Source organism: Streptomyces sannanensis, from assembly GCF_039536205.1.
Classification (GTDB): Bacteria; Actinomycetota; Actinomycetes; order Streptomycetales; family Streptomycetaceae; genus Streptomyces; species Streptomyces sannanensis.
The window spans coordinates 2,175,838-2,188,605 of record NZ_BAAAYL010000001.1; the positions used below are offsets into that span (position 1 = coordinate 2,175,838).

At 69.8% G+C, this 12,768-nt stretch carries 18 protein-coding genes; 4 read left to right on the forward strand and 14 right to left on the reverse strand.

What is annotated here, in order from left to right; genetic code table 11:
* Positions 1-393 precede the first annotated feature (393 nt).
* A complete protein-coding gene (locus tag ABD858_RS10140; protein WP_345035945.1) occupies positions 394-1,833 on the forward strand; it encodes an acyl-CoA synthetase in 1,440 nt (479 codons plus the stop codon).
* A gap of 259 nt (positions 1,834-2,092) precedes the next feature.
* On the opposite strand, the gene ABD858_RS10145 is transcribed toward ABD858_RS10140, so the two are convergent.
* The 6 genes from ABD858_RS10145 to ABD858_RS10170 form a co-directional block, all read right to left on the reverse strand.
* Entirely contained in the window at positions 2,093-3,355 is a 1,263-nt protein-coding gene (locus ABD858_RS10145) for an MFS transporter (protein WP_345035947.1), read from the reverse strand.
* Entirely contained in the window at positions 3,352-3,798 is a 447-nt protein-coding gene (locus ABD858_RS10150; RefSeq protein ID WP_345035948.1) for a GNAT family N-acetyltransferase, read from the reverse strand. The genes ABD858_RS10145 and ABD858_RS10150 overlap by 4 nt, the downstream gene beginning before the upstream one ends.
* 35 nt (positions 3,799-3,833) lie before the next feature.
* Positions 3,834-4,262 (reverse strand): hypothetical protein, encoded by a 429-nt coding sequence (locus ABD858_RS10155; RefSeq protein WP_345035950.1) that lies wholly within the window; start codon positions 4,260-4,262, stop codon positions 3,834-3,836.
* A 202-nt stretch (positions 4,263-4,464) separates the two neighbouring features.
* On the reverse strand, positions 4,465-4,926 hold the full coding sequence (locus ABD858_RS10160; protein ID WP_345035951.1) for a GNAT family N-acetyltransferase: 462 nt from the start codon (positions 4,924-4,926) through the stop codon (positions 4,465-4,467).
* Positions 4,927-5,008: 82 nt separating this feature from the next.
* Entirely contained in the window at positions 5,009-5,206 is a 198-nt protein-coding gene (locus ABD858_RS10165; RefSeq protein WP_345035952.1) for a hypothetical protein, read from the reverse strand.
* The gene (locus ABD858_RS10170) at positions 5,203-5,571 is read right to left on the reverse strand and encodes a hypothetical protein (RefSeq protein ID WP_345035954.1); all 369 of its coding nucleotides are present in this window, start codon (positions 5,569-5,571) and stop codon (positions 5,203-5,205) included. The genes ABD858_RS10165 and ABD858_RS10170 overlap by 4 nt, the downstream gene beginning before the upstream one ends.
* 417 nt (positions 5,572-5,988) lie before the next feature.
* Between ABD858_RS10170 and ABD858_RS10175 the strand changes: the two genes are divergently transcribed.
* The 3 genes from ABD858_RS10175 to ABD858_RS10185 are packed head-to-tail and all read left to right on the forward strand — an operon-like array spanning position 5,989 to position 6,925.
* Complete coding sequence (locus tag ABD858_RS10175) at positions 5,989-6,258, forward strand: type II toxin-antitoxin system Phd/YefM family antitoxin (RefSeq protein WP_345035955.1); 270 nt, start codon at positions 5,989-5,991, stop codon at positions 6,256-6,258.
* Positions 6,248-6,706 carry a type II toxin-antitoxin system VapC family toxin gene (locus ABD858_RS10180; RefSeq protein ID WP_345035956.1) on the forward strand — a complete coding sequence of 153 codons (459 nt, stop codon included), beginning with the start codon at positions 6,248-6,250 and terminating at the stop codon, positions 6,704-6,706. Before ABD858_RS10175 ends, ABD858_RS10180 begins: the two co-directional genes overlap by 11 nt.
* 48 nt (positions 6,707-6,754) lie before the next feature.
* Positions 6,755-6,925, forward strand: coding sequence for a hypothetical protein (locus ABD858_RS10185; RefSeq protein ID WP_345035958.1), 171 nt, complete (start codon positions 6,755-6,757; stop codon positions 6,923-6,925).
* A gap of 653 nt (positions 6,926-7,578) precedes the next feature.
* Here ABD858_RS10185 and ABD858_RS10190 read toward each other — a convergent pair.
* From ABD858_RS10190 to ABD858_RS10225, 8 genes are all read right to left on the reverse strand, one after another.
* Positions 7,579-8,151: a DUF4192 family protein gene (locus ABD858_RS10190; protein WP_345044417.1), complete on the reverse strand. Its 573-nt coding sequence runs from the start codon at positions 8,149-8,151 to the stop codon at positions 7,579-7,581.
* A complete protein-coding gene (locus ABD858_RS10195; protein ID WP_345035959.1) occupies positions 8,052-8,528 on the reverse strand; it encodes a hypothetical protein in 477 nt (158 codons plus the stop codon). Before ABD858_RS10195 ends, ABD858_RS10190 begins: the two co-directional genes overlap by 100 nt.
* Positions 8,529-8,768: 240 nt before the next feature.
* Positions 8,769-9,068: a hypothetical protein gene (locus tag ABD858_RS10200; RefSeq protein ID WP_345035961.1), complete on the reverse strand. Its 300-nt coding sequence runs from the start codon at positions 9,066-9,068 to the stop codon at positions 8,769-8,771.
* Positions 9,069-9,170: 102 nt separating this feature from the next.
* Positions 9,171-10,196, reverse strand: coding sequence for an N-6 DNA methylase (locus ABD858_RS10205; RefSeq protein ID WP_345035962.1), 1,026 nt, complete (start codon positions 10,194-10,196; stop codon positions 9,171-9,173).
* 77 nt (positions 10,197-10,273) lie between these two features.
* Positions 10,274-10,555 carry a hypothetical protein gene (locus ABD858_RS10210; RefSeq protein ID WP_345035963.1) on the reverse strand — a complete coding sequence of 94 codons (282 nt, stop codon included), beginning with the start codon at positions 10,553-10,555 and terminating at the stop codon, positions 10,274-10,276.
* A 59-nt stretch (positions 10,556-10,614) separates the two neighbouring features.
* Positions 10,615-11,025, reverse strand: coding sequence for a hypothetical protein (locus ABD858_RS10215; protein WP_345035964.1), 411 nt, complete (start codon positions 11,023-11,025; stop codon positions 10,615-10,617).
* Between the two features lie 86 nt (positions 11,026-11,111).
* Positions 11,112-12,251 carry a PP2C family protein-serine/threonine phosphatase gene (locus tag ABD858_RS10220; protein WP_345035966.1) on the reverse strand — a complete coding sequence of 380 codons (1,140 nt, stop codon included), beginning with the start codon at positions 12,249-12,251 and terminating at the stop codon, positions 11,112-11,114.
* 82 nt (positions 12,252-12,333) lie between these two features.
* Positions 12,334-12,726, reverse strand: coding sequence for a hypothetical protein (locus tag ABD858_RS10225; protein ID WP_345035967.1), 393 nt, complete (start codon positions 12,724-12,726; stop codon positions 12,334-12,336).
* Positions 12,727-12,768: the final 42 nt, after the last annotated feature.

The window sequence follows — 12,768 nt, forward strand, 5'->3', positions numbered from 1 at the left end:
GTCACCGGTCAGGTTGGCCTGGGGGCACCTCCCAGCGATAGCTGGGGGAGCGTCCTGCCTCAAACTCCCCCAGAGGTGCCCCCAGGACGGACGCGGGGGGCTGCCGTCGCCGGGTGCGGCTCCGTGGTACGCCGGCCCGGGATGCTCCCGGTCGCCGAGTGCCGCTTCGGGGGTTGCTGCCGGTCTGGCATTGCTGCCGGTCGCCGAGTGCCGCTCCGAGGTGCGCCGACCCGGGATGCTCCCGATCGCCGGGTTCGGCTGGGGTGCCGCTTCGGGGGTTGCTGCCGGTTGCCGGGTGCGGTTCTGGTGTTGCTGGTGGTCTGGCGTTGCTGCCGGTTGCCGGGTGCCGCATAGGGTTGCACGCAGTGCCGCCGATGACGAGGAGTACGCCGCGTGTCCGTTCTCTTTCCCGCTCTGCACGCTGCTTCCGGTAACGAGGCCGTGAGGTTCGGTGACCGTGCGTTGAGCCACGCCGGGCTGGCCGCCGCCGCGGGTTCGCTCGTGCCTCGCCTCACCGGCGCGGGGCGCGTCGCGGTGTGGGCGACACCCTCGCTGGAGACGGCCGTGGGAGTGGTGGCCGCGCTGCTGGCCGGGGCCGCGGTGGTACCGCTCAACCCGAAGACCGGGGAGCGGGAGCTCGCGCACATCGTGGCCGACAGTGCGCCCTCGCTCGTGCTGGCCGCGGCCGGTGAGCGGTTGCCGAAGGCGCTGGGCGGTCTGGAGCGTATCGACGTACCGACAGCCGGGCCGGCGGTGGAGGTGCCCGCCGAACCGTCGGCCGAGGCCCCCGCCTTCGTCGTGTACACGTCCGGCACCACCGGCCCGCCCAAGGGCGCCGTGCTGCCGCGCCGCGCGGTCGTGGCGACGCTGGACGCGCTGGCGGAGGCCTGGCAGTGGACCGGGGACGACGTACTGGTGCACGCGCTTCCGCTGTTCCATGTACACGGTCTGATCCTGGGCGTGCTGGGCCCGCTGCGGCGCGGCGGATCCGTGCGTCATCTGGGCCGGTTCAGCACGGACGGCGTGGCGCGGGAGCTCGCGGCGGGCGGCACGATGCTGTTCGGTGTGCCGACGATGTATCACCGGCTGGCGGAGGCCCTCGAGGACGACCAGGAGCTGGCCAAGGCACTGGCGGGGGCCCGACTGCTGGTCTCGGGTTCGGCCGCGCTGCCGGTCCACGACCACGAGCGGATCACGGCCGCGACGGGCCGTCATGTCATCGAGCGGTACGGGATGACCGAGACCCTGATGAACACCAGCATCCGCGCCGACGGGGAGGCCCGCCCCGGCACGGTCGGACTCCCGCTTCCCGGTGTGGAGTTGCGGCTGGTCGACGAGGCGGGCGGCGAACTCACGGCGTACGACGGGGAGTCCGTCGGCGAGATCCAGGTGCGCGGTGCGAATCTCTTCACGGAGTATCTGAACCGGCCCGATGCGACGGCCGCGGCTTTCGACGGCGACTGGTTCCGTACAGGCGACATGGCGATCCGCGACCCGGACGGCTATGTCCGTATCGTGGGTCGCAAGGCCACCGACCTCATCAAGAGCGGCGGCTACAAGATCGGCGCGGGCGAGGTCGAGAACGCGCTGCTGGAGCACCCCGGGGTGCGCGAGGCCGCTGTCACGGGCGAACCGGACGCGGATCTGGGCGAGCGGATCGTCGCCTGGGTCGTGCCGGCCGATCCCGCGGCACCGCCGTCCGCCGAGGAGCTGGCGGACCATGTGGCGAACCGGCTCGCCCCGCACAAGCGGCCGCGCGTCGTCCGCTTCCTGGACGCGCTGCCGCGCAACGACATGGGCAAGATCATGAAGCGGGCCCTGCACGACGTCTGACGACCGAAGCGCTCGGTCGCATCGACCATGACCGAGCGCCTGACCCGCAGGTCCCGACCCGGGTGGACCGGGCCGGGACCTGCGGGTCAGGTGATGGACGCCCAGTTCTTCCAACAGGTGGGGTCCCCGGAGCGGAAGCCCGGGGGGCTACTTCACCACCCGACGGAGAACGTCGCCACCCAGCCCGTCCTGGGGCATCTCTGGGGGCACGGGCAGGTCAACCAGGCACGGGCGTTTGCACCCGCGCGCAGACACCGCGTCACGGCTGCGGCGACCTCGCGTCGTAACGGAGGAACCCTCGCCGTCCGAGGGCGAGCAGCCCGACCGCCACCACACACGCCAGCCCGCCCCCGACCACGGCCACCGCGGGCGAGGCGAGATCGGCGACCGAACCGGCCAGGAAGTCCCCGGCCCGCGGACCGCCCGCCACAACGACGATGAAGACGCCCTGGAGCCGGCCGCGCATCTCGTCCGGCACCGCGGCCTGGAGCATCGTGTTGCGGAACACCATCGACACGGTGTCTGAGAAGCCCGCGAGCGCGAGGAAGAGCAGCCCGAGCCAGAGTTCGCGGGTCAGCCCGAAGACGGCGATCGCCGCGCCCCAGCAGGACACCGCGAGGACGACGGCGAGACCGTGCCGGTGGATCCGGCCGAGCCAGCCGGAGAAGACCCCGCCGAGCAGGGCGCCCACGGCGGGCGCGGCAGCCAGCAGTCCGGCCGTCCGGGCATCACCGCCGTACCAGAGCCCGGCAATGGCCGGGAAGAGCGCCCGCGGATGGGCAAGGATCATCGCGCAGAAGTCGGAGAAGAACGTCATCCGGAGATTGGGCTTGGTGGCCAGGAACCGCAGCCCGTCCAGGACCGACGCCCGCTTCGCCCCTTCGGCGCGGTCGGGCAGCATCGAGGGCAGCCGCCACATCGCGTACAGCGCGGCGGTGAAGGTGACGCTGTCGATCAGGTACGCGGCCTGGTAGCCCCAGAAGCCCACGACCAGCCCGCCCAGCATCGGGCCGACGAGGAAGCCTGAGGTCGTGGTCATCGACTGCAGCGCGTTGGCCGCGGGCAGCTGCTCCGGCGGCAGCAGCCGGGGGATCATCGAGCTTCTGGCCGGGGAGTTGAGGGCGGCGCAGACCGCCTGCAGCGCGACGACGGCGTACAGGAACCAGACCCGGTGGAAGTCGGCGAGCGCGCCGGCGGCCAGCACCACGGAGAGTACGGCCGAGCCCGCCGCGCTCCACAGGCCGAGCTTGCGGCGGTCCACGGTGTCGGCGACAGCCCCGCCGTACAGGCCGAAGAGGACCAGTGGGACGAGGGAGCAGAGGCCGACGAGACCGACCGAGAAGCTGGACCGGGTGATGTCGTAGACCTGGAGGGAGACCGCGAGCGAGGTCATGCCCTGGCCGATCCAGGAGATGGTGTTGCCGACCCAGAGCCTGCGGTAGTCGGGCGAGGTGCGCAGCGGGGTGAGGTCGGCGAGTATCCGGCGGCTCTTGGCCGGCGCCTGGGCCTTCGTCCCGCTCACAGCTCGAACCGCGGCTCGGGCCGCTCCCAGGTGACCTTGGGCGGTACGGGTGCGACGGTGCCGGTGCGGCGGGCGCCCGTACGGCGGTAGAACTTCTCGGCCGGCGGGTGGGACACGACACGTACATGCGGGAGTCCGGCCTCCCCGGCGTGTCCGAACATGTGCTCCATCAGGAGCCGCCCGATGCCGAGCCCCTGCGCCTCGTCGGCGACGAAGGCCGGGTCGAGTTCGGCGTCGTCGAGGAGCAGGACGTAGAAGCCCAGCACCCGCCCGGCGGGGTCGGCCGCCTTGTACACCGGGTGGCGTTCGATGGAGTCGGCGGTGACGCGGTATCCGGCGACCATCGGGGCATATCGCCCCTCGTAGGCCCGGGAGGCCTGCACCAGCGCGGTGAGGGCCTCCGCGTCCTGCGCGGAGGCCCTGTCGATCAGTGTCGTCACCATGCGGAGCAGCATAGGGGCGGGGTCGACAGTGCCCCTTACGGCTGGAGTCGCACCACCTGCGGGTCGTGGTCGCTGGTCTGATCGGCGAACTCGGCGTTCACATGAACGATGTCGTAGTCGAGCGGGCCGGTGGCCGTGCTCAGCACATCGCCGACGTCGGCGACCGGGAAGGCGGTGGTCAGCAGGGACTCGACCTTGACCCGGCCGGTGTTCTGCGAGGTGTACGAGCCGTAGACGGTGCCGCCCCGTGGGCTCGGGTTCTCGGCCGGCTTGGCGGTGACGAACAGCTCGGCGTACGGGGTGGTCGCGCCGACCACACGGGCGTTGGTGACCTGGACCCGCATGCCCTCGAGGGACTCGTACCGGTCGAGCGCGTACGTGGACGGGGCGAGCGTCAGCCCCTCGATGGAACCGCCGCCGGCATCCGGAGCGTAGGCACCCGGGACCGAGGCGGCGTCCAGCACGAAGGACGCGGGCAGCGCGTTTCCGGTGGAGAGGGTGGAGACGATCTGCGGCGAGCTCAGCTCGGTCAGCGACTGAACGCCGCCGGCCTCCCGGGTAGTACTCGGTGACCCGGCCGGTCACCGTCACCTTGTTGCCCACCTTGTGGAGGGGGCGCTGGAACCGGTGAACGCGAAGATCGCCTCGCTGGTGGCGGGGTTGCCGTCATCGACCGGGTCCTGGATCCAGTAGCCCCGAGAGGTGCCGGTCGAGCGGATCGCGGTAACAATGCCGGTGTCGGTGACCGACGAACCACTTTAGGGGGAAAGGCGCTTGGTGCTCTGAACCGCCGCGATGGTCGCGGTGGCGGCTGTTGCAGGCTGCGGTACGGACGGCCGCGGAGCCGGCACCGGTCCCCTGGTACTCCGGGAGTACGGCGACGGGGGCCAGGCACAGCGCCGGGGTGTCGTCGATGTGACAGCGGGTCAGCAGCGCGTGACCGACGAGCCTGCCGTCCTGGTCCGTGACGACGATGGACAGGCCGTCGATCCACGAGGAGTCGGCCCGCAGGGCCTCGACGAGGTCGGCTTCCAGCGGGGTGTCGAAGGCGGCGAGGTCGGTCTCGCGGATGGCGGGGGTGTCGGCGCCGGTCTCGGCGCGCGTGATCCAGTCGGTGCGAGTGCTCATGACAGGATGAGGATCCGTTTCGTGGTCCCATTGTGTTGCGGCAGCAGCTCTGGGACCCTGGTGCGTCTCGTGCCGCCTGGAGTCACAAGTCAGCAGTGGTGAGGATTCGATACATCCGAGTTGGCCGCAGCGCGGAGTTGGCAGCGGCATCGTCGGCGACCTCGGGGTCCGGGTCTGATAGCAGCTGCTCCAGCAGCGCATCCGTGATGTTGGGGTGACGAGCAACTCCGCGGCGCAGGAAGGACTCGGCAGCAGCGGCGAGTTGCTGAAGGGCTGTCACGGGTAGGTCTGGGTCTTGCAAGGCGACGTGGCGCACGTTCGGGCTCGGTTCGTCGGCGAACGTGCGCAGCCGCGGTCCACCATGTCGCGGACGAAGTCCGCGTACGCGTCACGGATCGCCGGATCGGGATGCTCAGCGATCCTGCGGCACATCGCCGGGGAGAGCCGGTCCCCGTGAAGGCGCACCGCGGTCTCGCCGTCGCCGTGCGCCAACAGAGCCTCGACAACGGCGTCCGCCAGCCGCCCACGGCGCAGCAATATCCCGTGTCGGCCGGCCGCGTGTGCGGCCAAGCGCACCAGGACGTCCTGAGAAGCTGCTGGGTTTCGCCCCAGCCCGGACAGTTGCGGATGATTGAGGCTCACCATGCGCCCAACATAAAGGGCCAGCGGGTCCCACTGAAGTCCTTGATCGAACACTTCGCGAACGCGGCCACCCGGTCGAAGTCGAGCACCTCCACATCCACCTGCCCCGTGTGCTGAAGACGGCACCGTCGCCACCGTCGCAATGAGCCCCTCAGCTTCCGTCACAGCCTTCGAAGCAGGACACGATGTTGTTCCACATGAAGGGGTCCTTCCGGCCTGGCTCTCCTTTCACCCAGCCGAACACCGCTGCAACCACCTTCTCGCGCGAGACCGTCCGGGTCTGGAAGTGCTCGGCGGGAGCCCCGTCCCGGTACTCCAACTGGAAGGTGTTGTCCTCCCACCAGAGGACACAGGCCCGGGTCGACGGTTATCAGCGTCACCATGTAGCACCAGGTAGCACACTCCGGCTACCGTAAGGACATGACCGCGCAGCCCGAGATCACCCAGCGCGACCTGCGCACCAGGTCCAAAGAGATCATGGATGCCGTCCAGAGTGGCCAGTCCTTCACCGTCACCCGGGACGGGCACCGCATCGGCGAGCTGATCCCCCTGCGTCGGCGTCGGCGCTTCGTTCCGCGCGGCGAGTTCGTCGCCATGTCCCGCACCGCACCCGACATCCCCCTGGACGCCTTCCGCGCCGACCAGGACGCCGCCGCCGAGCAGGAGATGGACGACCCCTATGCCCGGTGAACACCAGCAGGGACTCCTCGACACCAACATCATGATCCTACGCAAGTGGATCAACCCCGAGGAGCTCCCCGCCGAGATGGCCATCACCGCCGTCACCCTGGCCGAACTCTCCGCAGGCCCCCACCAGGTTCGCAGCAACGCCGAACAGGACGACTACGACGAACACGCCGAACGCGCCCGCCGCACGGACATCCTCCAGCGCGCTGAGAACGAGTTCGACCCCATCCCCTTCGACGCGGAAGCCGCGCGCATCTACGGCCGGGTCTGCGCGGCCGTCATCAGCGCCGGCCGCACGCCCCGGCGCCGTATCGCCGATCTGATGATCGCCTCGATCGCCATCGCCGAAGGCCTCCCCCTGTTCACCACCAACCCCGACGACTTCAAGGGCCTGGACGACCTCCTCGCCGTCGTCCCCGTCACCCGACCCACAGTGCTCCACGACCGGTAGTGGGATGCCAACGCACCCCGCCGCACCGACCTGAAGATCGTCCAGGAGATGCTCGGCCACTCCATGATCACCCCGACCGCCGCTACGTACACCAGCATGGCCCCTGCCCTGTCCCGGGCCGCCGCCGAGGCCGCCGCGGCAATCGGCCCGCGGAACGGCCACAAGGGCCCGAGGGCGGCTCTCCGCGTGATCGACGGCACCGGCGGGCAGGCCGCCTGATCGTGCGTCGCCACAGCCCCGCTCACACCTTCCCGGCGCCGCGTTCTCTGTGAGTTCTCGGAGACTGCGACATCCGGGCCAGAACGGGCAGAGGCCCGCCGGACAAACGTCCGGCGGGCCTCTGCCTTGATCGCCGCAACCAGCGTCTCCGCTGATCAAACCGTTTCTGCACCACTGTGCAGTGGTGGGGCGGGTGGGACTCGAACCCACGGCCGACGGATTATGAGTCCATCGGAATCTGTGCGCCTCGGGTTCCAGGAAGATCAATCTAGCCCGTTTTGGCTGGCCAGGCCTCCCTTCGAGAGCGCAGGACTCCAAGGGAGGTTCTGTCTTTACTCAGGCTTCCGTCCCCGCTGTGTCCCCATCACGTCCCCTCGGCACGCTGACAGAACTCCTGGTGAGAGGCCTGCAGGGCGCCGTGGTGCTGCGGGGTCGGCGAGCAGGGCCAGCCGGAACTCGCGTGCAGCGGATTGACCTTCCGACGCACGAAGGCCCTGCCCCCAATCGGGTGGGGTCAGGGCCTCAAGCGAGCCACGGCAGTCGCTGCCGGTGCTGCAACGGTAGCCGTTCCACTTGCCCGCGTCCCGGTTTCTGGGTTTCAGCTGCCTGCCCAGAGCGGGCTGCGGGCTTGGAGGTCACTCCGCGCCAGCGGGTTAGGACTGGCCCTCGGGGTGTTTGTCGCGCTCCTCGAGAACGAGGAACATCAGGTGGTCGGGGTCCAGGCCGTCGTCCAGAAAGCTGTGGAGAAGCCGGGCCATGACGTAGGAGGCATCGATCGCGAGTGCCGCGTGTACGGCGATCGCTGCGCCGTGCCGTTCGCCTGCAACGAAGTGGCCCCAGGCGGCGAGGGTGTGAAGGGCCGGGGTGTAGCCGGTGTACCCGGTGGTTTCGCAGCGCGCGATGGCATGGTGCCACAGGATGCGGGCGTTATTCAGTTCGCAGGGGTAGATGAACGCCATGGCACGGTCACGGGCGATGGGGTCGGTCAGCCCCATGGTGATCCGGTGAATCGTGGCGTCGTCCAGGCCGCTGGGGTCGTCGTCGTTCTTAATGACGTCGTGGATGAGGCGGATGGTGTCTTCGCGCAGAGCCTCGCGGGTCGGTATCACGATGCAGTCCTCTCGCCTCAGGCGTTGGTCTTGGCGGGCTTCTTGCGGGCGCGGCGCGCCTTCGGCTTGGGCGCCGGTTCGGCCTTGACGGTGGGGGTGTCGGTCTCGGTCTCCCAGGGGCGGTCGCCGACGTGTCGGGGCTTGCGGTCGACGGCGGGCAGGAGGTCGTGCTGGATGCGCTCGGCGATGACGTCGGCGGGGTCCTGGTCGTCGTCGACGGAGGTGAGGGGTACGGCCATGTTCCAGGCGTAGAAGGTGCCTTCGGTCCACTGCTGGCTGTTGGGGTTGTACGCGGTCCCGGTGCAGTTGAGGGCGAGCTGTACGACGGCTCCGGAGAAGAGGGTGCGCAGGGTGATCATGGGCGCGGAGTCGCCGTCGTGGATGAGCATGGCGGTGCCGTCTTCGCCGCCGGGGGGCAGGATGCGCCACTCGGGGCCGAGGGTGCGGGCGATGGCGTCGGCGGTGTCGCCGAGGGCGCTGGTGGTGAGGATCATCTGGTTCTCCAAGAGGTTGCAGACCTGTGGGGGCCGGGGTTGGCCCGGCCCCCACGGGGGTTGATCTCGCTGTAGAGCTCGATGCGGTCGTAGAGGTCGCGGCCGGAAGGAAGCGTGCTGCCGAAGCGGACGATGTGTACGTCGGTCTCGCCGTGCTCCGGATGCTGAATCGAGAGCTTCGGTGTGGCCGCCTGCCGGGCGCCGAGCGGCCGGGCACCCATCAGCGCCCGGCCGGCGACCTCAGGGGCCCCAGATTTCCGCGTAGGCCTCGATGAGCTCGAGCAGCTTGGTGGTGCCGATGGCGCCGTAGGTGTAGGTCCACGTGTCGATCGGGCCGCACGTGGGGTGAATCAGGGAGATGGCGATCTTGATGTCGCCGTCGCCTCGCACCTGGGCAAGGGTGATCTTCAGACGGTTGGGGTTTCCGCCGAACCGGATGTAGAGGCTGTCACCGAGGGCACAGGCCTGGACAGGCTTGGGGTCGCCGTCACAGGTGTCGGCGAGGCAGTTCGCAACGGTGTTGAGCAGTCGGGTGTACATGGACCCTCCCCTTTGGTTGGGCGAGGGGCTTCCCCCTCGCTCTGGTTATATTTTATTACACGTAGAGGTGAAGATCAACTCGTCTGGCGACATACCCCCAGGTCAGGCGGCCTGTATGCCCTCGCCCGCCCTACTGATCAGGCGCTCCGCCTGCGCCAGTGCGGCCGCCGTCGCCCCCGCTGCCACGATGCGGTTCCGGTGCTCGAAGATCGCCCGCTGATGCCCCAGGGCCCGGCTCGTCATATCCCCCTCGGAGAGGGTGTTGCCACAGGCCACGAGGGCACCGGGCCCGAGGTCCCAGATGATCGTGTTGACCGCGGCTCCGGCAGCGGCGATGGCGTCCAGCTCCTGGAGCATCCAGCCGAAGTCGTGCGGGTCGCGCTGGTATTCGCGCAGAATCTGGGCGGCCGCGCGGAACATGCCGCCTGTACCGCCGGCGGGCTCGTAGAAGCGGTGCATGCGGTCGAGGTCGCCCTCGATGAGCACCCGGGCCATCATTTCGCAGACCTCGGGCGGGGTGTGGTACTCGCCGAGTCCTGAACGGGACGAGTGGTGGCGGAGCTTGGTGATGGTCCAGGACATGAGGTCGGTCTCAGACCGCATGTAGGGGTCGCTGTCGCCGGTGTGCTGCAGGACACCGTGCTTCAGCGCGGCGTCGGTGACGGCCTTGATGGCGCGCAGGGTCGGCTCATCGTGGTTCTCCTCGGTCCAGCGGAAGATCGGGGCCGCGGTGTCGATGAGGTCGGGCCGCTGGAGCCAGTTGGCGGCGACGACTTCACCGAATCCGGCGGGGAGCGCATCGGCAGGCTGGCTGGCGATGAAGTCGGCGAGCGCCTGGGCGTGGCCGGCGCCGTCGCTCTTGATCGGCCAGAGGGCGAGGGCGGCAACGATGCCGACGGGTATGTCCATGCGGCTACTGCCGTGGGCGCGGTACCACGCGTCGGCGATCGCCTCACCGAAGTCGACGCCGCTGGTGCGCAACGTCTGGAAGTACGGCTTGCGCCGGGGCGGCTGTGCAGGTGCGGAAGCGGGCCTCGCCTCGGCATGCGGGGCGGGGGTGGACTTGAAAGTGGCGGGCACTGGCGCCGGTTCGGGGGTGTCCTGGGCGAAGAGGTCGAGCTGCTGCATGGTGTCCTCCGGGCATGGGGCCGCCCCCTGGCCTGGGTTGTGAGGGCCGAGGGGGCGGCGTGGTGGCCGAGCGGGTGTCAGTGCTTGCCGTGCGCGCGGGCGCGCTGGGCGGTGAAGTCGGCGAAGTGATCGGCGACGACGTCGAGCGCGGCGTCATCGGCGGCGTACGAGCGAAGGATCTGCTCCTTGGCGTCCTCCGCTGTCGGCGCGTCGATCGCCCAGTAGGGAAGACAGTCGCTCCAGAGCTCACCGTGGAGTGCGGCGCGTTCGTCCTCGTCAGCGGGTTCTTCGTGGACGTTGAGGATGTCGATGCGCCCGCCGCTTCCTTCGGTGAAGACGACCCACCAGGTCTTGTCCATGTCATGCCTTCCGGGTGAGGCCGGGGCCGCCGATCGGCGGCCCCGACGCAGGTAGTTGGTCAGATGGCTCGGGTGTTCCAGGTGAAGAGCGAGTCGAGGTGCCAGGTGCTGCCGCCCTTGCCGTCGTCGCCCGGGCGCAGGACGCGGATGGTCTCCGCCTCGAGGACGTAGGCCCACTCCAGGCCGTGGCCGGCGCTGTCATCGCCGTAGACGGGCCCGGTGTCCTGCCGAAGGGTGCGGCTGTGGCAGTAGCACTCGCCCGTGGGCCGCTTGTAGTGCGGAATGCTGCTCCAACCGGTGTGCTCGTCGACGAGCTGGCGTATGGCGGCCTCGGTGTCGCCGTGGTGAATGAGGAGGTGGAGATGGCGAAGGGCCGGGATGCGTGTGGCGGGGTGGCCGTCGTAGTGGACGTAGCGGCCGATGAAGCCGCGGGTGGGGTGGGGGCGGGCGATGACGGATCGTGTGGCCATGGGGTGTGCCTCCCGAGGTGGGCGGGAGGGGGCTTCCCCCCTCCCTGTTGGTTATATTTTATTGCATTACTGGTTGGAGATCACCCTCACCGCTGAGAAAACTTGACCAAAGCCCGGAGTTTCCACAGGTCAGAGATCTCAGGGAGGGTCACCACCAGGGCCGTCGCATTGTCCGGCCGGTCGTAGAGCAGCGCCGCAGCTCGTACCGCGTCGTCGACGAGCAGCCCTGCCGCATCCCGCTCGTCCTCGCCGAGCAGCAGGGCATCGAGGCTGCCGGGTCGCTCTCCGTCCTCAAGCGGTTCGTAGACGCCGTCCGTGCACAGCAGCAGACGACTGACCTGGTCGGCAGATTCGCGCCACCAGCCGATCTCGCCGTAAAACTTGGCGAGGTGCGACATGACCCAGTGCCGGTCCGCGTCGTCGACTTCCATGCCGCGGTCGCGCTTGTACTGGGCTGCGTTGTGGTCGCGGGTGAGCAGGCGGTGCATGCCGAACTCGTTCACCTGGTACGCGCGGGCATCACCGCACCAGGCTGTGGTCAGCGTGTTGTTCGCCTGGTCGTACACGACGACGACCGCGCAAGCAGTCGGCTCGTCCGCCCACAACTCCCCGTCCGTCCACTTGGGCATCTCGGCGAGGCACTCGCGGCGGATGTCCTTGAGGGCGCCCACCGGGTCTCCGAAGCGTGCGGCGGCGGCCGCCAGGCGCGGTGCGTAGTGGCGGGTCCACTCGCGCACCAGCGGGGTGTCGCCGACGCCGTCGAGGACGACGTAGGCCCAGCGTCCGGCGGGGCGGTGGTGGTAGATGGCCACGGCGTCGCACTGCTCGCTGCGCCCGCCGCACTGCTGGGCAAACGCTGCGGTCGGGCGAACCGTGGTGCGCACGCCAACTGCGGCGGAGATGGCCTCGAGGTCGGCCGGGCTCCAGCTGGGTGCCTGCGGGGTGGCGGCGAACACGATCGGTCCGCGCAGCTGCGGGGGCCGGCTGCCGCCGGTGAGCGCCCTCCACGCATCCATGGCGGGGGTGTTGATGCTGTGCTTCCAGCCAGCGCGCGGGGCGTGGGCGGTGATCCTCGTGGACAGGCGGTGGGTGATGGTGCGGCCGGGCGCGGAGCCGAGCAGCTTGTCGAGCTCGGCGGCGCGCCGCGTCGGGGCGGCGGCAAGGTTGAGCGGATCGCAGGCGCCGTTGAGGTTGATGTAGACGGCGTTGGCCAGGCGGCGAGTCATGGGGTTCTCCAAGGGGTGGGTTGAGGGGCCCGGTCGCCGGGGTTGTTGTCACCCGGCGGCCGGGCCGGTCCGATGGGATCGGTCAGGCTGCTTCGCGCAGGGCGCTGGAGAGGGCTTCGGCGGTGTCGCGGACGTTGCCGGTCAGGCTTCCGAGCTCCCCTGCAGTGTTGGGCAGGCCGAGCAGAACGATCGGGCCGTGCAGCTGGTAGGGCAGGCGGCGACGGGCAAGGGCGGCGGCGAGGCGGGTGGCGTACGGGTTGGGCGGGAGGTCGCGCGCGCCGGTCTCGTGCACGATGAAGCTCGCCCCGATCGCGACGCCGTCACCGTCGGTACGGCCGTACTTGGCGACCTCGACGAAGCCGCCGACCTGCTCGCGCAGGGCGCGCGCCTGCTCCGCAGTCTGGAGGGGGAGCGTGAGGCGGGTTGTGGTGCCGTCGGGGTCGATGCGCAGGGCGTCCAGCATGAAGGTCTCCAAGAGGCTCCCCGAAGGGGCCGGTCGTGGGTCGGGGCTTCCCCC

Coding starts and splice junctions, on each gene's coding strand:
- ABD858_RS10215 (WP_345035964.1), bottom strand. CDS start 11,025: ATGGCCACACGATCCGTCATCGCCCGCCCCCACCCCACCCGCGGCTTC.
- ABD858_RS10170 (WP_345035954.1), bottom strand. CDS start 5,571: ATGGTGAGCCTCAATCATCCGCAACTGTCCGGGCTGGGGCGAAACCCA.
- ABD858_RS10205 (WP_345035962.1), bottom strand. CDS start 10,196: ATGCAGCAGCTCGACCTCTTCGCCCAGGACACCCCCGAACCGGCGCCA.
- ABD858_RS10150 (WP_345035948.1), bottom strand. CDS start 3,798: ATGGTGACGACACTGATCGACAGGGCCTCCGCGCAGGACGCGGAGGCC.
- ABD858_RS10160 (WP_345035951.1), bottom strand. CDS start 4,926: ATGAGCACTCGCACCGACTGGATCACGCGCGCCGAGACCGGCGCCGAC.
- ABD858_RS10180 (WP_345035956.1), top strand. CDS start 6,248: ATGCCCGGTGAACACCAGCAGGGACTCCTCGACACCAACATCATGATC.
- ABD858_RS10200 (WP_345035961.1), bottom strand. CDS start 9,068: ATGTACACCCGACTGCTCAACACCGTTGCGAACTGCCTCGCCGACACC.
- ABD858_RS10175 (WP_345035955.1), top strand. CDS start 5,989: ATGACCGCGCAGCCCGAGATCACCCAGCGCGACCTGCGCACCAGGTCC.
- ABD858_RS10185 (WP_345035958.1), top strand. CDS start 6,755: ATGCTCGGCCACTCCATGATCACCCCGACCGCCGCTACGTACACCAGC.
- ABD858_RS10220 (WP_345035966.1), bottom strand. CDS start 12,251: ATGACTCGCCGCCTGGCCAACGCCGTCTACATCAACCTCAACGGCGCC.
- ABD858_RS10210 (WP_345035963.1), bottom strand. CDS start 10,555: ATGGACAAGACCTGGTGGGTCGTCTTCACCGAAGGAAGCGGCGGGCGC.
- ABD858_RS10195 (WP_345035959.1), bottom strand. CDS start 8,528: ATGATCCTCACCACCAGCGCCCTCGGCGACACCGCCGACGCCATCGCC.